We start from the raw sequence: 23,621 nt of genomic DNA, 5'->3' as shown, positions 1-23,621 counted from the left end.
CGTCCGCACCGATCCCAGCCGATGCGGACGTAACCGTCCCGGAGTGTCTCTACTCGGGCATCTTCTCGGGCGGTGGCAGCGGGACAACACCGAGAACTGCGTCCTCCACGCGTTCCCGGATCGCCCGCGAATCGGCCTGTCCGAAGTCGAGACAGAACGAGTCGATGACGGACGAACCCAGTGTTGCGACCTTCGCCCACCGAATGTCCGCGCCGCTGTGCTCGAGCGCCGCAGCCAAACGGCAGAGCAACCCGACCCGATCCTCGGTACGAAGCTCGAGAATCGCTTGACCTTCACCGGGTGAGTCGAACCAGATCACCCGCGGCGGGGCCTGGGCATACAGAACCGGCACCGCCGAATTCTTGTTCGTCTGGATCGGATCTTCCCACTGGTCGGCCCGAGCTTCTGCTTCTTTGGCATCGAGCAGCTCGAGTAAGTTCAACTCACCCGCCGAAGCGCGGATCAATTCCTGACGGAGCAGCACCGCCTGCGGTGGAGTCCCGAACCGCGGCGTCACCACGAACGTATTGACCGCCGATCCGCCGTGGGCTCCCAGAGAAGCGGAATGCACCCGCAACGACGCCAGGGCAAGAACGCCCGCGGCGCGCGAGAGCAAGCCCGGTGTATCCGGGGCGATGATCGTGACGAGGAAGCTGTGCAGATTCTCCGCCGGAACCAAGGACACATGCACACCGCCGTCTTCGGCGACCTCCAACTGCTGCGGGTCGAGCGGATCGGGTACCGGCAACTCCTCCCCGGCCATCAGCAGACGGCAGCGGCGCACCAGTTCACCGATCAACGACGATTTCCAGTCACCCCACACCCCCGGGCCCGTCGCCAGAGAGTCAGCCTCGGCGAGCGCATGCAGAAGATCCAACAGCGTTCCGTCGCCACCGAGAGCGTCGACAACCCGCTGGACCGTCGCCGGATCATCCAGATCTCGACGCGTCGCAGTTTCCGGCAACAACAAGTGATGTCGCACGATCGCGGCCAGAGTTGCCACGTCGGAAGGCCAGAGCCCCAAACGATTTCCGATCGCGGTTGCCAACTCTGCGCCGACAACACTGTGATCGCCTCCGCGACCCTTTCCGATGTCGTGAATCAGAGCGCCGAGCATCAGTAGATCCGGCCGAGCGACCCGCGTCGTGAATCCGCTTGCATACGCGGCAGTTTCGACAAGATGCCGATCAACGGTCCAGGTATGCACCGCGTCGCGCGGCGGCAGATCACGAATGGTGCCCCACTCCGGCAACAGTCGCCCCCACAATCCGGTGCGATCAAGAGCCTCGATGACCGGCACTGCTCGCGAACCCGACCCGAGCAACACCAGAAGATCGTTGACAGCGTTCTTCGGCCACGGCTCACGCAATTCAGGAGCGTTGTCCGCCAACCGATTCAGCGTCGACGCTGAGATCGGTAGACCGCCGGACGCCGCAGCGGCCGCCACCCGCATGATGAGTCCCGGATCCTTCTTGGGCCGGGCATCGCGCGCCAGCACCACTTCCCCGGCATGCTCGACAACACCTTCGTCGAGCGGACGGCGAACGGGCGGCCGGCGCAACCTCGACAAGCCACGGCGAGGCAAAGAGTTTCCGGCAGTACGGATTCCGACGTCCACCGAGTAGCTGATAGTGCGCGCCGATTCACTGAGCAGACGAGCGAGGTCGAAGCGGTCACCGATCCGCAGTGCCGCACCGATCTCGTCCGCGTCCTGCGCGCGCAGCTGATCTCGGGCACGACCGGCAACACGATGCAATTCGGTACGCACGTCCAGCAAGCGCCGATGCGCCAAAGCCAGGCCGCCGCCCGGCGAATTGGGACCAAGACCAGGCATGCCGTCCGTCAACTGCGCGATCGACAGGGCATTGAGCAATTGCACGTCACGCAATCCCCCGCGGCCGCTCTTGAGATCCGGCTCGGCGCGATGCGCAATCTCACCGCTGCGCTCCCACCGCGTACGGGTCTGAGCAATCAGCTCATCGAATCGGCTTCGAATATCCATCCGCCATTGGCGTCGTACACCGCTGATCAGCAGATTGCTCAGCTCGACGTCGCCGGCGATGTGCCGAGCCTCGAGCATGCCCAGTGACGCGGTGATATCCGTCGCCGCAACCTGAAGTGCCTGCGGAATGGTCCGCACACTGTGGTCGAGTTTGATGTGCGCATCCCAGAGCGGATACCAGAGGCTGTCCGCTACCTGCGCCACCACAGCCGGATCCATGTCGTCGTGCAACAAGATCAGATCGAGATCGGAATACGGCAGCAACTCGTGCCGCCCCAGCCCCCCGACCGCCACTATCGCAAATCCGCAATCCGGTTTGATTCCCAGCTCTGCGCCCTTGGTCGTCAGCCAGAACTCGTGCAGGTCCACCAGAGCATGTCGCAAAGCAGGAGCGTCGAGCTTGCGTTTCGCTGCACCGCCGGTCAGCAGAGCTTTGCGTGCGCGGGCCAGGTCCGCGGCTTCGTCGGATCCCCCTGACGAGACCGGCCCTGGCCCCGTCGCTTTGGCGACGGAACCAGGGCCGAAGTTCTCGGACCCTTTCGGGTCAGAGTGCATCGCTACCGCGTTCGCCGGTACGAACCCGGATGACCGACTCGACCGGTGAAACCCAAACCTTGCCGTCACCGATCTTGCCGGTGCGGGCAGCCTCCACGATCACCTCGACCACCTTGTCCACCGCCGCGTCGTCGACAACGACCTCAACCCGAACCTTCGGCACGAAGTCCACGGAATACTCCGCGCCGCGATACACCTCGGTGTGGCCCTTCTGTCGGCCGTAACCCTGAACTTCGCTGACTGTCATACCCAGCACCCCGGCCTGCTCGAGCCCAGTTTTGACGTCCTCGAGCGTGAACGGCTTGACGATTGCTGTGATCAGCTTCATGTGCTCATCCCTTTCCAACTCTGAAGTGCTGCGATTTCACTCTAATCAAGTGCTGATCACGCGAGGTCGTATGCGGTCTCTGCGTGTTGGGTCTCGTCAATGCCGCGAGCTTCTTCCTCGGGCGAGATTCGCCAGCCGAGAGGCTTGAGAGCAAAGCCGATAATCGCGGTGAGAACACCGGTGAAGATGAGAGCTGAAAGTGCAATCACGATTTGAACCACCAACTGCTTGTAGTCGCCGCCGTAGAACAACCCTGTCGACGTAGCGAAGAATCCGATACCGATAGTGCCCCACAGACCGGAAACCAAGTGGACACCCACAACGTCGAGCGAATCGTCGAAGCCGAAGCGGAACTTCAGGCCGACAGCCAGAGCGGACAGAATGCCGGCAACAGCGCCGAGGAAGATCGAGCCGACCGGGCTCAACGCACCGGCAGCCGGAGTGATGGCAACCAGACCGGCAACAGCGCCGGAAGCGGCACCGAGGCTGGTGGCGTGGCCGTCGCGGATACGTTCCGTGAGCAACCAAGCGAGGATCGCAGCGCACGTTGCAGTGGTGGTGTTGACCCAAGCGAGACCGGCATTGCCGTCAGCAGCAAAGGCCGAACCTGCGTTGAAGCCGAACCAACCGAACCACAGAAGCGCTGCACCGAGCATGACGAACGGCAGGTTGTGCGGACGGAACGCGGTCTTGCCGAATCCGGCACGCTTGCCGACGATCAGAGCGAGAACCAGCGCGGCAATACCGGCGTTGATGTGAACGACCGTGCCACCGGCAAAGTCGATCGGTGCGACATTGGCGACGGTAACTCCGTCGTCATTGACCATGGTTCCGAACATCTTCGCGGCAATGCCGTCCTCGGAACCCGAAAGCAATCCGCCGCCCCACACCATGTGAGCGAGCGGGAAGTAGACAATCGTGACCCAGATGCCCGAGAAGAGCATCCACGTACTGAACTTCACGCGCTCAGCCAAAGCACCGCTGATAAGTGCGGTCGTGATAATTGCGAAAGTCACCTGAAAAGCAATATCGATGACGTTGGGATAACCCCAGGCGCCGGCGATGAAATTACCGTCCGCGTCGGTGATGCTGTCCTTGAGTCCGAAGAACTCGAAGGGGTTCGCGAATATGCCACCGATGTTTTCGGTGCCGTAGGACATCGACCATCCCCACAGCACGTAAATGACACCGATAACGGCCATCGAACCGAACGACATCATCATCATGTTGAGCACGGACTTGGAGCGAGACATTCCACCGTAGAAGAATGCGACGCCAGGTGTCATCAGCAGGACCAGGGACGCGGCCATCAGCATCCATGCGGCGTTACCGGAGTTCGCCAACAATTCGTCGGTACTCACTTACTACCTCCTAGTCGCACGTGCCGGGTAGCACGTCGTTGAGTAGAAGACTGCTGGGCTGGTGTTTCGTCCGTGGCGCGCTCGCGTTTCGCGGACGTGAACCAATTACCCAATTTTGTTGCAAGTAAGTTTCGTAGTGGGGTTTTGCGAACCCTGTGCGCCTTTTTGGTAGTGGTCGCTACCAAAAAGGCGCACAGGGGCGTCAGCCCAGAAGGGCGTCGACAAACGCTCCCGGCTCGAACGGAGCCAGATCGTCGGCGCCTTCTCCGAGGCCGACAAGCTTGACCGGAACGCCGAGTTCATGCTGAACCTGGAAGACGATTCCGCCCTTGGCCGTGCCGTCCAACTTGGTCAACACAACGCCGGTGATGTCGACAACCTCAGCGAATACACGAGCCTGAGCGAGCCCGTTCTGGCCGACTGTGGCGTCGAGAACCAGCAGAACATCGTCTACCGATGCCTTCTTCTCGATAACGCGCTTGACCTTGCCAAGCTCGTCCATCAAACCGGTCTTGGTGTGCAAGCGGCCGGCAGTGTCGATCAGTACTACGTCGACACCCTCGTCGATACCGCGTGCTACCGCATCGAAGGCAATCGCTGCGGGGTCTCCACCTTCCTTACCCCGAACCACCTCGGCGCCGACACGCTCAGCCCACGTCTGAAGCTGATCGGCCGCAGCGGCGCGGAACGTATCTGCAGCACCGAGAATTACCCGTCGTCCGTCCGCGACCAACACCCGAGCCAACTTGCCCGTCGTGGTGGTCTTGCCGGTTCCGTTGACACCGACGACCAAGAGGACGGCGGGGTGGTTGTCGTGCGGAATTGCCCGGATCGAGCGATCCAGCTCGGGACGCAGCTCCGCGATCAGGACCTCACGCAGCAGAGCGCGTGCGGCCGCCTCGGTTCGAACACTGCGAGCCGCCATCTGCGCCCGCAGGGTGGTGACGATCTTCTCCGTCGTCGCCGAGCCGATATCAGCAATCAGCAGGGTGTCCTCGACCTCTTCCCACGAATCCTCGTCCAGGTCGCCGCCACCAAGAAGGCCGAGCAAGCTCTTACCGACCGCGGACTGCGAACGTGAAAGTCGACCGCGCAGGCGATCAAGCCGGCCCTCGGTCGGGTCGATCTCGTCGAGAACCCGAGGCGCGGGTTCCACGACAACGGGCTCTTCGACGATCGGAACCTCTTCGACGACGGGTTCCTCAACGACCGGCGCCTCTTCGACGACGGGTTCCTCGACAACGACCGGTTCCTCGACGACCGGCGCCTCTTCGACGACGGGTTCCTCAACGACCGGCGCCTCTTCGACCGGCGCCTCTTCGACCGGCGCCTCTTCGACCGGCGTCTTCTCGGCAACCGGCTCTTCAACAACCGGCTCTTCAACAACCGGCCCTTCAACAACCGGCCCTTCAACAACCGGAGCCTTCCCGACGACCGGTTCCTCGACAACCGGAATCGGTTTCGGCTCGACGGGCTTTTCCGGTTCCACCGTCACCGGCGGTGCCGTCGCGGTGGACCCCTCACTGAAACTGAACCCGCCACCGGCCTTGTAGCCGCCTGACTTGTCCTTCTCGGGGGCACCGAGTTCCGGCTTCGTCTCCGGTGCCTTGAGCGACACCTGACTGCTGCGGTAGCGCAGGAAACCAGCCACGAGGGCAATGAGTATTACGGCCGCTACAGCCGCGATGATGATCCAAGCCTGGGTAGTCACCGAGCTATTCTTTCAGGCTCGGCAAGAGAAAGTGACCAGGGCTTACCGCACGGCGAGGTCTTGGCCGCGTAATCGTTGTGAAATGACGGCGGTAATTCCGTCGCCGCGCATGCTGACGCCGTACAGCGCGTCGGCAATTTCCATGGTCGGTTTCTGGTGCGTGATGACGATCAACTGCGATTTTTCACGCAACTGTTCGAACAAACCGATGAGTCGACGCAAATTGGTGTCGTCGAGTGCCGCTTCCACTTCGTCCATGACGTAGAACGGTGACGGCCTGGCGCGGAAGATCGCCACGAGCATCGCGATGGCGGTCAGCGACTTCTCGCCACCGGAGAGCAAAGACAGCCGCTTTACCTTCTTTCCCGGCGGGCGAGCTTCGACCTCGATGCCGGTGGTCAGCATGTCCGACGGGTCGGTGAGGACCAGTCGGCCTTCTCCCCCGGGAAATAGTGTCGCGAAGACTCCGACAAACTCGCGCTGGACGTCCGCGAAGGCCTCGGTGAACACCTGGAGGATCCGGGCGTCGACGTCCGCCACCACGTCCAGGAGATCCTTGCGCGCCGTTTTGACGTCCTCGAGTTGTGTGGACAAGAAGGTGTATCGCTCTTCGAGCGCGGCAAATTCTTCCAGCGCCAACGGATTGACCCGGCCGAGAGTCGCGAGGTCTTTCTCGGCTCGCTTGGCTCGACGCTCCTGGGTGGTTCGCTCGTACGGCGCGGGCACCGGCGCGGTGACCTGCTCGCCGCACTCCTTGGCTTGCTCGTACTCTTCCAACTCCAGCGCTGTCGGGGGCAGTTCCACATCTGGTCCGTACTCGGAAATCAGATCGTCGAGGCCGATCCCGTACTGCTCGAGAATGGACTCTTCGAGCTGCTCGATGCGCAGCGCGGCCTGGGCCTTGGCCACCTCGTCGCGGTGAACCGCATCGGTCAACGACGCCAACTGCCCGGTGAGCGCTTTGACGATCTCTCGAACCTGATCGAGTTTTGCCATGCATTCGGTTCGCGCCTGTGACAGTTCGTCACGATGCGCCAGCGCCGACGCGACGACGCCCTCGAGTTCCGTCGCCACTCGTCGGCCGGATTCTGCAACAGCCGCAGCAACTTCGGCGGCGTGAGCGCGCGCTTTCAGTGCCCGCTCGGCGCGAACCCGTGCCTCCCGTTCAGCCGCCGCGGCGCGGCGCAGCGAATCTGCTTTGCCTCGAACGGATTCGGCTCGTTCCTCGGCAGTTCGCACGGTGAGCCGCGCATCCATTTCGACGATGCGCACTTCGGCTAGTGCCGCTGCTGCCATCTCGCGGTCGGTGGCGGTTGATTCCGGCGCTCCCGCCTCGGCGGACCCGTCACTCTCGGCAAGCCTGAGACGTTCTTCCAATTCTGCTAGCGCAGTGAGAGATTCATCCCGACCTGATTCCACGCGATCGCGCTGGGCGCTCAACCGCTCCGATTCTGTGTTCGCGGTACGGACTGCCTGACCCAAGCGTCCCAAATGTTCGTAGATGGAGGACATCGCTGCGTCCGACTCGTTGAGCGCAGCCAGAGTCTGTTCCGCGGTTTCCTGCCGTGCAGCCTGCTCGGCCAGTCCCCCTGCCAATGCTGCTTCCAATTCCTCGGACCGCGCCTGCGTCTGGTCCAACTCTGCGGCAGAGATGTCGATAGCGGCTTGGACTTCGAGTGTGCTCGGACGTCGATCGGAGCCGCCGATGAGCCAACCCGTTCCGTGGAGGTTTCCGGATTTGTCGACGGCGCGAATTGCATGGTGCTCAGCTACTATTCGAACCGCATCGTCGAGGTTCTCAACCAGAACGACGTCGCCCAGTAAGGCATTGATTCCGGCCCTCAGATCGTCGGGGCACTCGATGACGTCGACGGCGCGTCGAACACCCGGAGGGAGATCGACCGATACAGAAGTCTCGCCCTCACCGCGAACGATCAACGACGCTTGACCACCATCGCGTTCCACGAGAGCTGCCACCGCCGACTGAGCAACGTTCAGCGATTGCGCGACAACGGCATCCGCTGCCGGGCCCAAGGCCGCGGCAATCGCGGTTTCGTCTCCCTGTTCCACACGCATCTCGCCAGCCAGCGAGCTGGTAACGCCTTCGAGGTGCTCGAGGAGCCAACCGGCGCCGTCCTTGCGCTGCAACCCCATTGACAGTGCTTCGACGCGTGCGCGGAGCGAAGCAATGCGTTGTCCGCTCGACTTCTCTTCGGCACGCAACTCGTCGACTCGCCGATTGATCAGACCAAGAGCCTCGAGCGCCCGTTCGTGATTGATGTCGAGTCCGACCTCACCGGCGTCGAGATCGCCGATGCTCGCCGACGCCGCCTCGAACTCTTCCTCGGCAGTGGCGGCGCGGCGCGTCGACTCCTCGACGGCTTCGGTGAGTCGAGCCATATCGGCATCCACCGATTCGACTCGCGTCCGGAGAGTATCTACCTGACCCGACAACCTGGCCAAGCCTTCACGGCGGTCTGCGACGGCCCGAACTTCCGCTATGTGAGCGCGTTCCGCTTCTGCGGCAGCGTCTTCGGTAGCCGACAGTTGTTCACGGGCTGCTTCGGAGGCTGCGCGCGCAATCTCGACAGCCTCGACCAGTTCGGCTTCCTCCGATGCCAAACGGTCGGCGCGCGCCTCCATCTCGTCAGGATCCTGGGTGCGGCCACCGACGGGTTCGGTATCGAGATGACGCGCACGTTCCCGGGCAATGCGCACCGTTGCATTGACGCGTTCGGCGAGAGCCGACAGCTGAAACCAACTCTGCGCCGCAGCTTCTGCACCGGGCGTGAGCCGCGCCAACGCTTGCTCTTGCCGACCCAGTTCCAGATTGGCTTCGTCAAGCGCGGCCGCCACCTGATTGTGCTGCTCGCGCGCCGCCTTCTCGTCTTGCGCTTGGTCGTTCAAATCGGTGCGCTTGGTCACCAGATCGTCGGCAGCCAATCGCATCTTGGCATCACGCAGGTCTGCCTGCACCGTCTGGGCGCGGCGAGCAACCTCAGCCTGACGTCCGAGTGGTTTGAGTTGGCGTCGCAATTCTGCCGTGAGGTCGCTCAGCCGAGCGAGGTTGGCCTGCATCGAATCGAGCTTGCGTACTGCTTTTTCCTTGCGGCGCCGATGTTTGAGGACGCCGGCGGCTTCCTCGATGAACGCTCGACGATCCTCGGGGCGCGACTCCAAGATCGCAGCGAGCCTGCCTTGCCCGACGATCACATGCATCTCGCGACCGATTCCCGAGTCGCTGAGCAGTTCCTGTACGTCCATCAACCGGCACGACGAGCCGTTGATCTCGTATTCGCCGGCGCCGCCCAAGAACATCCGACGGGTAATCGACACCTCGGAGTAGTCGATCGGGAGCGCGCCGTCGGAGTTGTCGATGGTCAACGTCACTTCGGCGCGGCCCAGTGGTGCTCGGCCGGACGTTCCCGCAAAGATGACGTCTTCCATTTTTCCGCCGCGAAGCGCCTTGGCGCCCTGCTCACCCATCACCCAGGAGAGCGCGTCGACGACATTGGATTTTCCGGAACCATTGGGCCCGACGACGCACGTGATGCCAGGCTCGAACCGAAGAGTCGTTGCCGACGCAAAGGACTTGAAGCCTTTGAGCGTCAGACTCTTGAGGTGCATGGATGAAACTTTACCGTCCTCGGAGTCAGCGTTCGACGAACCCGGACAGGTCTCCCCGCGTTGTGTCCCAACTCTCCACCACCAGGTCGACGGTTCCCGGAGTGCTACCCGAACGCAACAGCGCGAGCAGCCTGTCAGCGGACTCTCGATCACCTTCGGCGACAACGAGAACGCGACCGTCTCGTTGATTCGACGCGTACCCGACCAAACCCAACTCCAAGGCACGCGCGCGGGTCCACCAACGGAACCCGACGCCCTGGACAAATCCGTGTACCCACGCGGTCAACCGCACCTGATCAGTCACGCCGGAGCACCGCTCACTCGGTCAAGGCGGTGCACGTCACCCAGAAAACTGGTGGTGTACAACGCATTCGGATCCCAGCCCGGTCCGCCGCCGAACTTCACCGCCGACGTCAACGGCAGACCGACTGCAATTTCACACGACGTGCCCCACTCCGGATCCACTCGCACAACCTTCCCACCGGCATTGAACGCCACGTACAACGCCCCATCCGGACCAACTGTGAGATCGTCAGCCATGTTGACCGGCCCGAAGCCCGGAAGCGTGATGGTCCTCACCGGCCCAGTCAGATCGTCGGCGTCGAGAATGTGGATCGCCGTTGTGAGGTCGAACGTTGTTGTGACAAAGACATTCCGGCCCGAACGTGCCAAACCATTGACGGTCCCCAGATCTTTGCGCACCACCGTCACCTGGCCGTCACGCCCGATCACCGTGAGTCCTGGATCGGTAAGAGTTCGCGTCGTCAGAAAACGATCACCACCGAGTGCGACAAGGCCATTGGGCATCACCAGAGAATTGGCGACGGTGGTCACCGAACCATCTGAGGTATCAACCCGTCCCAGTGTTCCATCCGAGATCCCGAACAGGCCTGAGACAGTGGAGTTTCCGGTGGTGAAATACACAGCACCATCTTGTGCAACCAGCCCGCCAGCCCCGTTCACGTTGTTCACCAGAGTCTTTCGACTTCCGTCCGGGGACACCGTCAGCAGTGAACCCTGACCGACGAGGGCCGATTGCGACAGCACCATCGACCCGGCCCTGTCGAACTCCAGATTTTCGAGCATCCCCGCGCCGGAAGTGACGAGCGTCGACGTCCACTGACCGCAACCGTCCCCGACTGACGCAGCCGCCGGACCTGCAACTGCCACAGCGTAACTCACTGCCAGCGCAGCGACGACACCGCCGGCGCGGAGCATCAAGCGTCCGTGTCGATTGTCAGCGTGACCTTGGTACCGGCTTTGAGGGTGCGACCGACGGTGCAGACCTTCTCGACGGAACGTTCGATCAACGTGATCAATCGCTCCTGGGCGTCCGCGTCGAGTTCGCTGAGATCCAGTTCAAGGACCTCGTCCAGTTGCGGGTACACCTCGTTCTCCCGATCCGCCGTCCCCGATACCCGGATGGTGGCGTCGTAGTTGTCACCGAGACGCCGCGAGATGGGGAAATCGGAACTCATACCCGAGCAGGCTGCCAATGCAATCTTGAGGAGTTCGCCCGGCGTGAACACTCCCGGTACGGATTCCGAGCCGATCAACACCTCGGCGCCGCGAGAACTCTTGCCGGTATACCGGCGGGTTCCGGTGCGCTCTACCCAGAGTTCGGTGGATGCAGTCTTGTCAGGGGTCTGTTCAGCCATGCCGCAATCTTGCCACTCCGACAAAAAGGAAGTGCGCGGACCTAACGCTTCACACTGCTTATATCTTGGCGCTTCGCTTCATACGAGGCGCCGGCTGACAACGCGGGCAACTGAACGACGATCGGTTCATGAACTTCTCACGCTTGATCGGGGCGCCACAACGCGGGCAAGGAAGATTCTCCTGGCCGTAGGCCGACAGTGACCTGTCGAAGTAGCCGGATTCGCCATTGACGTTGACATACAAGGCGTCGAAGGACGTGCCGCCCTGCTCGAGCGCTTCACCCATCACGCTGTGGGCCGCGGTCAATAATTCACGTAATTTCGGCTTGGCCAGGGTCTCGGCAATTCTGTTGCCGTGAACCTGTGCCCGCCACAAGGATTCGTCGGCATAAATATTGCCGATACCGGAAATCACGGTCTGATCCAGTAATGCCCTTTTGATTTCGGTGTGTTTACCGCGCAAAACGCTGACAACGGATTCGAGGTCGAAAGCCTCGTCCATCGGATCTCGGGCGATGTGCGCCACCGATTCCGGCAGCAGTGTCCCGTCGACCTCCACCAACGGCGAAATCGACCAGCCACCGAAAGTGCGCTGATCGACAAATCTGAGATCGGCCCCGGAATCCAGTGCCAGACGGATACGGAGGTGCTTTTCCCAGTCCACACTCGGAGGCTGGACCAACATCTGGCCGCTCATTCCGAGATGAACCACCACGCCGACACCGGCGGGTTCCAGAACCAGCCACAGGTACTTTCCGCGGCGCTCGGCAGAAGCGATGGTCTGCCCGGTCAACTGACCGATCAGATCCTCGGATCCGAGAACGTGCCGCCGGACAGCGCGGGGATGGAGAACTTCGACGGCCTCGATCGCCGCACCCACAGCATGAGACTGTAGGCCGCGGCGAACGACTTCGACTTCGGGAAGTTCAGGCACAGCAGAACTCAGCCGGCAAGATCGGTGACAACAATCGCGTTGGGAGCCTCTTCGGATGCTTTCTCCGACATAGCCTTCCACGCAGTGCTGGCTGCCTTCTGCTCAGCTTCCTTCTTGGAACGACCGACACCCATACCCAAAGGCTTGCCACTGATGAGGACCGTGGCCGTGAACTCTTTGTCGTGATCGGGTCCGGTAGCGGTGATCTCGTAAACGGGAACACCGGCGCCGTGCTCAGCGGTCAGTTCCTGAAGGCTCGTCTTCCAATCCAGACCGGCACCCAGAAGCGGAGCACGAGTCAGAAGATCGTCGAACAAATCGAGAACCACGCGTCGCGCGGTTTCGATTCCGTGCTGCAGGTGAATGGCCCCCAGAATGGATTCCATGCCGTCGGCGAGGATGGATGGCTTGTCACGGCCACCCGTCATTTCTTCGCCCTTGCCCAGCAGCAGATGCGCTCCGAGCCCACCCTCACCCAGAGTCCGGGCAACCTCGGCGAGTGCGTGCATGTTGACCACGCTCGCACGAATCTTCGCGAGATCGCCCTCGGATTTATCCGGATGGGTCAGGTAAAGATTTTCCGTGACGGTGAGACCCAGAACTGAATCCCCGAGAAACTCGAGACGTTCGTTCGTAGGTAATCCACCGTTCTCGTACGCGTACGAGCGGTGAGTAAGAGCCAGGGTCAGAAGACCGGGCTCTATTTCGACGCCGATAGCGGCGAGGAGCTTGTCATGATTGCCCTCGCCGCCAACGGCTGAAACTGTATTGTCGCTTGTCATAGTTATTCTCCGGGGAGAATTACGCAGCAGCGGTTACCTGGCGGCCCTTGTATGTACCGCAGGACGGGCACACGATGTGGGGCATGGTCTTCTCGCCACAGCCACGGTTGGGGCAGGTAACGAGGGTGGGCACAGTGGTCTTCCACTGGCTACGACGCGACCGCGTGTTGGATCGCGACATTTTGCGCTTGGGGACAGCCACTTCTACTTCTCCTCGGCTTCGGTGATCACAAGATTTTCACTGGTGTTTGATTCCACGCCAAATTTGGCCGCGAGACCAGCCCAGCGAGGGTCAAGTATGTCATGCCCATGCCCAGATTCCGCAATCGCCAGGCGAATGCCACATTCTGAGCACAATCCCAAGCAATCGTCACTGCACAAAGGCTGGAGCGGAAGCGCCAGTCCTACTGCATCGACGATGACCGGTTCCAGGTCGATTTCTTCGTCTTCGACCCGGTAAACCTCACCCTCCTCCGTTGTCTCCTCGGTGGTGCTGTCCGGGTAAGCGAACAACTCCGTGAGGTAGACGTCCACAACACTCGTGAACGGCTCCAGACAACGCGAGCACTCACCCGCAGTGGGTGCGTGCACGGTACCGGTGACGAGAACGCCCTCGGATACCGCTTCCATGCGGAGGTCGAGATCTATGTCCGAACCTACTTCGATCGCGATCAGATCAAGACCGACGCGGCTCGGGGAAGGAAAAGTTCTCTCGACGGTGCGCATCGACCCTGGACGCCGACCAAGCTTGACCGTGTCCAGCAAAAATCCCACATCAGAAGACTGATGCGATGAATTGCGGCGATACTTCGACAAAGAGAACTCACCTAACTGTTGAAACTGGGATGGGCAACCATTCAACAATACCCGAGAATGCAGGCCAGACCGAATCCGGATAGAAGTAGAGGGGCTCACCCTTGCGGATGAGCCCCTCTACTTCACAAAATATTCAGCGTCGACGCTCGGGACGCCGCTCCTCGTCGAGGTAGTCCGGCACACCTGAACCGGTCCGCAATTGCTGACGACCCCGGCCGACGGACCTCACCGTCCCGCTCAGGAACTCCTCGAATTCCGCAAGCTTGGTATCGACGTACCGATCGCACTCGGAGCGCATTCGATCGGATTCCGCATGCGCGGCATCGATCACCCGAGCCGATTCGGTGTGCGCGTTCTGGACGACCTCGGTCTGCGACACCAGTCGCGCCTGCTCGGCGCTTCCCTCGGCGACAGAACGGTCGTACGACGCCTTGCCGGCGTCGATCATGCGCTCGGACTCAGTGCGTGCCCGCCCGGTGACGGCGTCGTACTCACGTCGACCGTCGGTGACGGTACGTTCTGCTTCTTCCTCGGCATCGGCGACCAGCTGATCGGCGTGCGCGCGCGCCTCGGAAACCATCCGATCGGCTTGGGCCTTCGCGTCGGAAAGGATCCGATCGGCGTCATCGCGTGCATTTTCGACCGTCGAGGTTGCTTCGGCGTTGGCGCTACTGACCGTCTTGTCGGCAGTGGAGCGTGCGTCCGAAACCAGCTTGTCACGGTGATCGAGGACGTCTTGAGCGTCGTCGAGTTCACTCGGAATAGCGTCACGAACATCGTCGAGCAGCTCGAGCACGTCGCCACGGGGGACGACGCACCCGGCAGTCATGGGGACGCCGCGTGCCTCTTCGACAATCGCGACCAGTTCGTCCAGCGCCTCGAATACCCGGTACACAAGCAACCCCAATCTTTACCGGCCAATGTCGGCCCACATCGTCACGGGTTCACATGAACCTGTGCCCGTTCCTCGTCAAGTTTGCCGGAAGATGGGCTCACCAGGTGTGTGCGGGTGCGGTGTGTCGGGGATCAGCTGTTTTCGGCGGCACGTTCCGCGATGCGGGCGAGCAACCGGGTGTGTACGTTCTCGGGCAGCATGTCGGCTACATCGCCACCGAAAGTCGCGACTTCCTTGACCAGCGAGCTGGAGAGGTAGCTGTACGTGGGGTTGGTCGCAACGAAGAGCGTATCGACGCCACTGAGCTTCTGGTTCATCTGAGCCATCTGCAGTTCGTAATCGAAGTCATTGGCACCGCGAAGGCCCTTGACGATCGCGGTGAGGCCTTCCTGCTTCGCGTAGTCGACCAGGAGCCCGTGCCACGAACTCACGCGCACATTGGGCAGATGGCTCGTCGCGTCTTCGAGCATCTCGATTCGCTCGTCGACGGTGAACATCCCACGCTTGCTCTTGTTGATCATCACCGTGACGACAACCTCGTCGAATTGCGCAGCAACTCTTCCGATTACATCCAGGTGACCATTGGTCACGGGGTCGAAGGATCCGGGGCAAACGGCGCCAGTCATGAGTCCAGACCGTAGCAGGTTGCAAGTTCGATCCGGGCTTCGCCGTACTTCTTGGCCTTGACCGCCTCGAAGCCCTCCGGCCACGCAGTCTCGGGTGAGCGGGACGAGCGTTCGAGCACCACGATCGTCCCCTCCCCTACCCACTTGTTACTGCGAAGATTTTCGAGCATCGAGATCACGTCCTCGTCGGTAATCGCGTACGGCGGGTCGGCGATCACGATGTCGTATTCCCGCGCGCTCGGCCCCGACACGACGGCCGAGACCGGAGCGGCCCGCAGAACCGCTCCGGTCAATGAGACCGTTGCCATGTTGTCCTTGATCACAGCGGCAGCTTTCGCGTCGGATTCGACGAGCATCACATGCTCGGCGCCCCGCGAAAGCGCTTCGAGGCCAAGGGCTCCCGAACCGGCAAACAGATCGAGAACGGCGCAACCGTCGAGGTCGATCCGCGCCTCGAGTGCACTGAACAAAGCCTCACGAACCCGGTCCGAAGTGGGCCGGGTGCCGACCGGCGGGACTCGCAGACGTCGGCCGCCTGCGAGTCCGGCGATAATGCGTGTCACTCTGCTGCGCTCTCCCCTGTCGACACGACGACCAGGAGGTCGCCGCCTTCAACCTGCTGGACAGCGCTGATCGCGATACGGGAAACGATGCCGGCGCGCGGCGAGGTGATTGCCGCTTCCATCTTCATGGCCTCGATCGTGGCGACGGTATCGCCGGCCTCGATCTTCTGGCCTACGGCGACGGCGAGTGTGACAACACCCGCGAACGGCGCGGCAACGTGTCCGGGGTTGTTCTTGTCGGCCTTCTCGGCCACCGGAACATCGCTGGCGATCGAGCGGTCGCGAATCGAGACCGGACGCAACTGCCCGTTCAGGATGCACATGACGGTGCGGTAACCGCGCTCGTCAGGCTCGGAGATGGCTTCGAGTCCGATGATCAACTGCACACCCGGTGCGAGTTCAACCCGGTGTTCTTCGCTGCGTCGCAGTCCGTAGAAGAACTGGTTGGCCGAAAGCCGCGAGGTGTCACCGTACTTGTCGCGATGTTCCAGGAATTCCTTGGTGGGACCGGGGAACAGCAGACGATTCAACGTTGCCTGACGATCCTTCGACGAACCTTCGAGCAGAGCCTCGTCCTGCGGCGAGAGCGCCGCTTCGGCCTTGGCCGGTCCACGGCCTTCGAGCGCCTTGCTGCGGAACGGTTCCGGCCAGCCGCCGGGAGGTGTGCCCAGTTCTCCGCGCAGAAAGCCGACCACCGAATCGGGGATGTCGAACTTGGCCGGATCAGCAGCGAATTCCTCGGACGGAACACCGGCACCGACCAGGTGCAGCGCAAGGTCACCGACAACCTTCGACGACGGCGTGACCTTCACCAGGTGGCCGAGCATGCGGTCCGCGTCGGCGTACTTGGCTTCGACTTCCTCGAAGCGGTCACCCAGTCCGAGAGCGACAGCCTGAGTGCGAAGGTTGGACAGCTGACCGCCGGGGATCTCGTGCGTGTAGACGCGTCCGGTCGGGGCCGGAAGCCCGGACTCGAACGGCGCGTACACCTTTCGCAGCGCCTCCCAGTACGGCTCGAGGTCACAGACGTTCTCGAGGTTCAGGCCGGTATCGAACTCCGAATGCGCCGCAGCAGCGACGATGGCCGAGAGCGCCGGCTGGCTGGTGGTACCAGCCATCGCGGCCGAAGCACCGTCGACGGCGTCGGCACCCGCTTGCCAGGCCGCGAAGTAGGTCGCCAACTGCCCGCCGGGGGTGTCGTGGGTATGCACGTGCACCGGAAGATCGAAGTTGCTGCGCAGGGCAGTCACGAGCTTGGTGGCCGCCGGCGCACGCAGGAGTCCTGCCATGTCCTTGATGGCCAGAACATGAGCACCGGCGTCGACGATTTCCTCCGCGAGACGGAGGTAGTAGTCGAGCGTGTACAGCGTCTCGTTCGGATCAGACAGGTCACCGGTGTAGCTCAGCGCCACCTCGGCAACCGCAGTTCCGGTCTCGCGGACCGCGTCGATGGCCGGTCGCATCTGGTCGACGTTGTTCAGCGCGTCGAAGATTCGGAAGATGTCGATTCCGGTATCGGTAGCCTCCTGCACGAATGCTCGAGTGACCTTCTCGGGATACGGCGTGTAGCCCACCGTGTTTCGGCCACGCAGGAGCATCTGGAGGCAGATGTTGGGGACTGCCTCGCGCAGTGCGGCGAGGCGATACCACGGATCCTCGTGCAGGAAGCGAAGTCCCACATCGTAAGTCGCGCCGCCCCACGCTTCGATGGACAGCAGTTCCGGTGTCAACCGCGCAACGTGACCGGCAACTCCGAGGAGTCCGCTGGTGCGGACGCGCGTGGCCAGCAACGACTGGTGCGCATCACGGAAAGTTGTGTCCGTGACGGCGACGGCCTTTTGCGCGCGCAACGCCTTCGCGAAACCCTCGGGGCCGAGTTCGAGCAGACGCTGACGGCTACCGGCCGGCGGCGGCGTCGAGAGATCGATGACCGGCAGTTTGTCCTGCGGGTACACCGACGACGGGCGCTCACCGTGAGGCTTGTTGACCGTGACATCGGCCAAGTACGTGAGGATCTTGGTACCGCGGTCGGCCGAACTGCGCAGTGTCAGCAACTGGGGGCGTTCCTCGATGAACGAGGTGGTGACGCGGCCGGCACGGAAGTCCTCGTCGTCGAGAACTGCCTGCAGGAACGGGATGTTGGTGGAGACGCCGCGGATACGGAACTCGGTAACCGCACGCCGCGCACGTGCCACGGCAGCCTCGAGGTCACGGCCACGGCAAGTGAGCTTGACCAGCATCGAGTCGAAGTAGGCGCCGACCTCGGCGCCCAAGGTCGCACCGCCGTCCAGGCGGATGCCCGCGCCGCCCGGAGTGCGGTATGCGGTGATACGTCCGGTGTCCGGGCGGAAACCGTTGGCCGGATCCTCGGTGGTGATGCGGCACTGAAGCGCAGCGCCCCGAAGCTTGATCTTGTCCTGCGTCAGGCCCAACTCTTCGAGAGTGGAACCGGATGCGATCTTGAGCTGCGACTGAACGAGATCAACATCGGTAACCTCTTCGGTGACCGTGTGCTCCACCTGAATTCGCGGATTCATCTCGATGAAGACGTGATTGCCACGCTTGTCGAGCAGGAACTCCACGGTGCCCGCGCACGTGTAACCGATCTGTTTCGCGAACGCCACGGCGTCAGCGCAGATCTTGGCGCGCAGTTCCTCGGAAAGGTTGGGCGCCGGAGCAATTTCGATCACCTTCTGGTGGCGACGCTGCAAGGAACAGTCCCGCTCGAAGAGGTGAATGACGTTGCCGTGCTCGTCCGCCAGAATCTGCACTTCGATGTGCCGCGGATCGATGACCGCCTGTTCGAGGAACATCGTCGAATCGCCGAACGCCGACTCGGCTTCGCGTGCAGCGGCTTCGATGGATTCCTTGAGCTGGGAACGTTCGGCGACGCGGCGCATACCGCGGCCACCGCCGCCGGCAACAGCCTTCACGAAGATCGGGAACGTCATGTTCTCGGCTGCAGCCAGCAGTTCGGCTACATCGGAGGAGGGCTCGGACGATGCGAGCACCGGCAGGCCGGCCGCCTTCGCCGCAGCGATGGCGCGGGCCTTGTTTCCGGTCAGTTCCAGAATCTCCGCGGAGGGGCCGACGAACTTGATGCCCGCCTCCGCACAGGCTGCCGACAGGTCGGGGTTCTCGGACAGGAATCCGTAGCCGGGGTAGATAGCGTCGGCACCGGCATTTTGTGCCGCGGCCACGATTTCCTCGACCGACAGGTACGCCCGAACCGGGTGCCCCTTCTCCCCGATCTGATAGCTCTCATCTGCCTTGAGACGGTGGATCGAGTTCCGATCCTCGTACGGAAACACCGCGACAGTTCCGGCGCCTAGTTCGTAGGCGGCACGGAAGGCACGGATCGCAATTTCGCCACGGTTCGCGACGAGCACTTTGGAGAACATTGGAGAAAACTACCCCGATTTCACTTGGTGCCGGCGGGCGGCATCTCATATTTCGGACTGAATCGAGAAACAAACCCCGTGGTCCTGCTGCTATTCGTTTTCAGCTTGTCGTCATACCTCTCACGACTTTTCGAGGTACTCGATCCGATCGGAGTCCAAGGCCGCCGTCACCATCGACGCGAGTGCGGGATGCGCATCGAGTGTGGGATCACGCTCGATGATTCCGGAAGCGAACTCCCGGGCCGATTCGAGGATGCCTCCGTGCGCTATCAGTGACAGCAATCGCAGGTTCGACGTTGTGCCGGACTGCGCCGCACCGAGGATGTCTCCTTCGCGTCGCGTCGCGAGGTCGAGTTGCGCTAACTCGAATCCGTCGTTGGTGGCGGCAACGGCCGAAAGCCGTGCGTATGCCGGCCCGCCGGGGCTGCTTCCCGTCACCAGAATGCACAAACCCTGGTGCTTTCCGCGCCCGACTCGACCACGCAACTGATGCAACTGGCTGACACCGAAACGCTCCGCGTCGACGATCACCATGACCGTCGCGTTGGGGACGTCCACACCGACCTCGACGACGGTAGTGCAGACCAGCACGTCGATGTCGCCGACGTTGAACGCGCTCATCACGACGTCCTTCTCGTCCGACGGTAAGCGTCCATGGAGGAGTCCGACCCGCAAGTCTGCCATCGGTCCACTCGACAACTCTTCGAAGACGTCCACAGCAGACTTGGTTTCGGGTTGCTTCTCCTCGGTGAACTGATCCTCCCCGGCAGCTTGTTCTCCGTCACCGATCCGCGAGCACACGACGTACGCCTGACGTCCGTCCGCGACGTCCTCACGAATCCGCTCCCAGGCACGATCCACCCACTGCGGTTTCTGTTTTGCCGGCACCACACTGCTCTTGATCGGTGTCCGTCCCCGCGGAAGTTCGCGCAGCGTCGACACCTCGAGGTCGCCGAGCACCGTCATCGCGATAGTTCGTGGGATCGGCGTCGCCGTCATGACAAGAAGGTGCGGACTCAGACCCTCACGGGCCCGGGAGCGCAGTTGATCACGCTGCTCGACGCCGAACCTGTGCTGCTCGTCGACAACAACCATGCCGAGGTTGAAGAACTCGACGGTGTCCTGAATGAGCGCATGCGTCCCGATCACGATTCCCGCGTCACCCGTCACGGCGTCGAGTAGCGCGGCGCGTTTGGCTGCGACCGGAAGTGAGCCGGTGAGCAGGGCGATGCGGGTGGAGTGCTCGACGCTGCCCAGTTCGCCGCCGGTAGCGAGCGGACCCATCATTGCGCGCAGGGACCGCGCGTGCTGATTGGCCAGCACCTCCGTCGGCGCGAGCAGCGCACATTGATACCCCGCGTCGACGGCCTGGAGCATTGCGCGCAGGGCGACGATTGTCTTTCCGGAGCCCACCTCGCCTTGCAGGAGTCTGCTCATCGGTTGCGTTCGGGCAAGGTCTGCCGAGATTTCCGCCGCGACCGCTTGCTGCCCCTCCGTCAGAGTGAAGGGAAGCATCTCCTCGAATTGCTCGGCGATACCGCCCGCGACGGGTGTACACGCCGGTGCCACTCGCTCGGAATTATCGTGTCGACGCATTGCGAGAACCAACTGCAAAGACAGTGCTTCATCGAATCGCAGTCGCTCCCGCGCACGTTCGATGTCTTCCTTGGTATCGGGTAGATGCACCGTGTGCAGCGCCTCGTCCAACCCGACGAACTTGTGTTCGGAAAGAGTGTCGGAGGGCAGGGGTTCCGGAACCGGATCAAGTTGATCGAGGATTTGCCGGACACACCGCATGATCGTCCAACTTTCGACCTCGCGGGTTGCCGGATACAGTGGGATGAAATCGCGTTCGAAGATCGAATAGTCGAGTTCTGCACCCGGACCGGAGCTTGCCCGGGCCAAGCCCGCAAGGTCACCGGCACCCTTGACCGACTTCAGTGGAACCACCGAATCTTCTTCCCCGACAAGAGGTTCCGGAAGAATCAGATAACTGGGGTGCGTCAAACTCCAACTGTTCCGGAAGTACTTGACCGTGCCCGAGAACATCGCTCGCACGCCAGGCTTGATGGCATGCTTCACCTTGTACGGGTTGAAAAAAGTGACGTCCACCGTCTGCGTATCCGTCGTGAGCGAGACCTTGAGCATCTGCCCGGTCCGGTTCTTCATGTTCACCACCGTCGCGGACGCCACACGCGCGATGATCGTGAGGTGCTCGCCTTCCGGCGGCTCCTTGTCGGCAAGGCCCTTGCCCGCCGACGCGTAGCGGTGCGGGTAGTGACGCAGCAGGTCCTCGACCGTGCGAATCTCGAAGGCCTCGGCCAGGGCGTCCGCAGTCTTCTTTCCCAGCAACTGATCGAGCCCGTCGGCAAGCGTCGCCATCAATTCCTCCGCAGGTTGTCGATAAACACAGCTCTTCATCTACCAGTTGCCACCGACAGAGAAACTCACTCAACGCCGAGTTGAAACAGGTCTCCGGGCTGATCACCCTGATAAACAAGCACGTCAACGCCGGGATACGTGGCCTCGACATGCTCCTGCAACCGCCCGGCCAAACCGTCCGTCGCGTCGGCACCCATGAGAAGCGTCACTAATTCTCCGCCGGACCCCAAGGCCAAATCGATCAATCGTGACGCCGACGCCACCACGTCGGGTCCGATGACCACCACCTCGTGGCCCATCAAACCGATGGCGTCTCCCGGGTCGCACGTGCCGACATAGGTCAACGACCGCTCCACTGCGATCCGCAGCGAGCCCCAGCGGGTAGCCGCCGCTGATTCCGACATGGTGAATCCGTCGTCAGCGACATTGCGAGTGCCGTCGTGGACTGCGAGCGCAGCCAATCCCTGGACCATCGAGGACGTCGACAGTAGAAGCACCTGGTGAAGGGGGTCACGAGCGGCAGCACTCACCGCGACCAACTCCTGCGCACTCAACGCACCGTTCGGTAGTACGAGTACTTCACTGCGGTCCATCGTCCGGATGCGGCCCAGCAACTGAGCGCGGGTCACCGGGGCGTCGTCACACCGCAGCACCGAGGCACCTTCGCTCTCGAACAACGCTGCCGCACCGTCGCCCGCGACCACGGCAAGCACCCCACGAGCGTCGTAGCCACTGAACTTCGTCTCACGACGCGCCACCAACTGATCACGTTCGTCGACGAGGAAACTGCTGATTCGAATCCCGTGAACTCGTCCGGCTTCGAGGCCTGCCTCGACCGCGGCACCCGCATCACAGCAGTGCACGTGAACTGACCAACCTCCGAAACCGTCACTCACGATCACGATGGAGTCGCCCATCACTGCCAACCGGGTGCGCAGAGCTGCCATCCTCTCGTCGTCCGAATCGTCGACGAGATACATCACTTCGAAGTCCTGAGCCGAATCGTCACCACACTCGACCGGGCCTGATTTCCTGGCCCAATCGTGGTCCAGCCTGCTGATATCGGCGATAAGCCCGGGGCTGCACCCGAGGTCGCCGAGGTCCGTCCGATCGAGAGTTCGTCCGGTCACGGATTCGACCAAGGCGTCCAGAATCACCACCAGGCCGAGCCCACCGGCATCGACGACACCCGCCGACGCCAGGACCTCCAGTTGCTCAGGTGTCTTGATCAACGCCTGCGCCGCCGCATCCGCCGCAACGAGCGCCACCGAACCAAGGTCGGCACCGACGCACGCCTCGGCCGCTTCGCCCGAAGCCCGGAGAACCGTCACGATGGTGCCTTCGACGAGGTCCGTGACCGCACGTGTTGCCAGTGTGGTTGCCGTCTTCAACGACACCGCGAGGTCGTGGCCGTCGATGTAGTCACCCCGCACTGACTCGGCAATCCCACGCAGCACCTGCGACAAGATGACGCCGGAGTTACCGCGGGCCCCCGACACCGCTCCCCGAGCAAGCGCATTGGCTACCCGACCGGCACTGGTGACGTCGGCGTCCAATGCTTCGGCCGAGTCCAGCGCAGCGCGCATGGTAAACAGAAGGTTTGTACCGGTATCGGAATCCGGGATGGGAAAGACGTTGAGACTGTTGATCTCTCCACGCCGCGTCTCCAGGCAATCGACCGAGCGCCGCGCCCACCGGCGCAACAAGAGTCCGTCAGCACTCCCGTCCGCAGTCCCACCGGTGCTCAGCCGCTGCACTTCCCCCACTGAACAGCTCCCCTCGGTACGGACCAGACGAATGCCGTCGAGGGTAGTCCGGCGGGCACCGCAGACGGCGTCACGGCAGCCGGTTTGGTCAATCCACCGGTCAACAGTTACTGTTACACGGTTGCCTCGAACGGGCTACACCAAACACTGCTGCAAACCGTGCGATTTTGGCACATTGTCTACAACAGTGTTCACTGTTGCAACGTTCGACTAC

General features: G+C 62.3%; 18 protein-coding genes. All 18 read right to left on the bottom strand.

All coding sequences use genetic code 11. From position 1 onward, the window contains the following. Positions 1-49: 49 nt before the first annotated feature. A complete protein-coding gene (locus QM600_RS04685; RefSeq protein ID WP_283260314.1) occupies positions 50-2,557 on the bottom strand; it encodes a [protein-PII] uridylyltransferase in 2,508 nt (835 codons plus the stop codon). After that, complete coding sequence (locus QM600_RS04680) at positions 2,547-2,885, bottom strand: P-II family nitrogen regulator (RefSeq protein WP_094272275.1); 339 nt, start codon at positions 2,883-2,885, stop codon at positions 2,547-2,549. Before QM600_RS04680 ends, QM600_RS04685 begins: the two co-directional genes overlap by 11 nt. Before the next feature lie 56 nt (positions 2,886-2,941). Continuing rightward, positions 2,942-4,246 carry an ammonium transporter gene (locus tag QM600_RS04675; protein WP_283260313.1) on the bottom strand — a complete coding sequence of 435 codons (1,305 nt, stop codon included), beginning with the start codon at positions 4,244-4,246 and terminating at the stop codon, positions 2,942-2,944. Between the two features lie 202 nt (positions 4,247-4,448). Further along, positions 4,449-5,957: a signal recognition particle-docking protein FtsY gene (gene ftsY, locus QM600_RS04670; RefSeq protein ID WP_283260312.1), complete on the bottom strand. Its 1,509-nt coding sequence runs from the start codon at positions 5,955-5,957 to the stop codon at positions 4,449-4,451. 42 nt (positions 5,958-5,999) lie between these two features. Continuing rightward, the gene (gene smc, locus QM600_RS04665) at positions 6,000-9,584 is read right to left on the bottom strand and encodes a chromosome segregation protein SMC (RefSeq protein WP_283260311.1); all 3,585 of its coding nucleotides are present in this window, start codon (positions 9,582-9,584) and stop codon (positions 6,000-6,002) included. 25 nt (positions 9,585-9,609) lie between these two features. Beyond that, a complete protein-coding gene (locus QM600_RS04660) occupies positions 9,610-9,888 on the bottom strand; it encodes an acylphosphatase (RefSeq protein WP_283260310.1) in 279 nt (92 codons plus the stop codon). Beyond that, entirely contained in the window at positions 9,885-10,802 is a 918-nt protein-coding gene (locus QM600_RS04655) for an SMP-30/gluconolactonase/LRE family protein (protein WP_283260309.1), read from the bottom strand. The genes QM600_RS04660 and QM600_RS04655 overlap by 4 nt, the downstream gene beginning before the upstream one ends. Then, positions 10,802-11,242 carry an OsmC family protein gene (locus QM600_RS04650; RefSeq protein WP_283260308.1) on the bottom strand — a complete coding sequence of 147 codons (441 nt, stop codon included), beginning with the start codon at positions 11,240-11,242 and terminating at the stop codon, positions 10,802-10,804. Before QM600_RS04650 ends, QM600_RS04655 begins: the two co-directional genes overlap by 1 nt. Before the next feature lie 58 nt (positions 11,243-11,300). After that, positions 11,301-12,176: a bifunctional DNA-formamidopyrimidine glycosylase/DNA-(apurinic or apyrimidinic site) lyase gene (gene mutM / locus QM600_RS04645; protein WP_283260307.1), complete on the bottom strand. Its 876-nt coding sequence runs from the start codon at positions 12,174-12,176 to the stop codon at positions 11,301-11,303. 8 nt (positions 12,177-12,184) lie between these two features. Next, positions 12,185-12,958, bottom strand: coding sequence for a ribonuclease III (rnc, locus tag QM600_RS04640; protein ID WP_283260306.1), 774 nt, complete (start codon positions 12,956-12,958; stop codon positions 12,185-12,187). Between the two features lie 19 nt (positions 12,959-12,977). Further along, positions 12,978-13,160: a 50S ribosomal protein L32 gene (gene rpmF, locus QM600_RS04635; RefSeq protein WP_243620669.1), complete on the bottom strand. Its 183-nt coding sequence runs from the start codon at positions 13,158-13,160 to the stop codon at positions 12,978-12,980. 2 nt (positions 13,161-13,162) lie between these two features. Then, positions 13,163-13,723, bottom strand: coding sequence for a YceD family protein (locus tag QM600_RS04630; protein ID WP_283260440.1), 561 nt, complete (start codon positions 13,721-13,723; stop codon positions 13,163-13,165). Between the two features lie 184 nt (positions 13,724-13,907). Beyond that, a complete protein-coding gene (locus QM600_RS04625; protein WP_283260439.1) occupies positions 13,908-14,669 on the bottom strand; it encodes a DivIVA domain-containing protein in 762 nt (253 codons plus the stop codon). A gap of 131 nt (positions 14,670-14,800) precedes the next feature. Further along, on the bottom strand, positions 14,801-15,295 hold the full coding sequence (gene coaD, locus QM600_RS04620; protein ID WP_283260305.1) for a pantetheine-phosphate adenylyltransferase: 495 nt from the start codon (positions 15,293-15,295) through the stop codon (positions 14,801-14,803). Further along, positions 15,292-15,858 (bottom strand): 16S rRNA (guanine(966)-N(2))-methyltransferase RsmD, encoded by a 567-nt coding sequence (rsmD, locus tag QM600_RS04615; protein WP_283260304.1) that lies wholly within the window; start codon positions 15,856-15,858, stop codon positions 15,292-15,294. Before rsmD ends, coaD begins: the two co-directional genes overlap by 4 nt. Then, positions 15,855-19,259: a pyruvate carboxylase gene (locus tag QM600_RS04610; protein ID WP_283260303.1), complete on the bottom strand. Its 3,405-nt coding sequence runs from the start codon at positions 19,257-19,259 to the stop codon at positions 15,855-15,857. Before QM600_RS04610 ends, rsmD begins: the two co-directional genes overlap by 4 nt. Positions 19,260-19,379: 120 nt before the next feature. Next, positions 19,380-21,641: an ATP-dependent DNA helicase RecG gene (gene recG, locus QM600_RS04605; RefSeq protein ID WP_283260302.1), complete on the bottom strand. Its 2,262-nt coding sequence runs from the start codon at positions 21,639-21,641 to the stop codon at positions 19,380-19,382. A 65-nt stretch (positions 21,642-21,706) separates the two neighbouring features. Continuing rightward, positions 21,707-23,407: a DAK2 domain-containing protein gene (locus QM600_RS04600; protein WP_283260301.1), complete on the bottom strand. Its 1,701-nt coding sequence runs from the start codon at positions 23,405-23,407 to the stop codon at positions 21,707-21,709. Between the last annotated feature and the right edge of the window lie 214 nt (positions 23,408-23,621).

The sequence above is a fragment of the Rhodococcus sp. IEGM 1379 genome (assembly GCF_030056815.1).
GTDB lineage: Bacteria > Actinomycetota > Actinomycetes > Mycobacteriales > Mycobacteriaceae > Rhodococcus_F.
The sequence above is the reverse complement of the archived record's forward strand: the minus strand, read 5'-3'. Positions and strand labels throughout refer to the sequence as shown.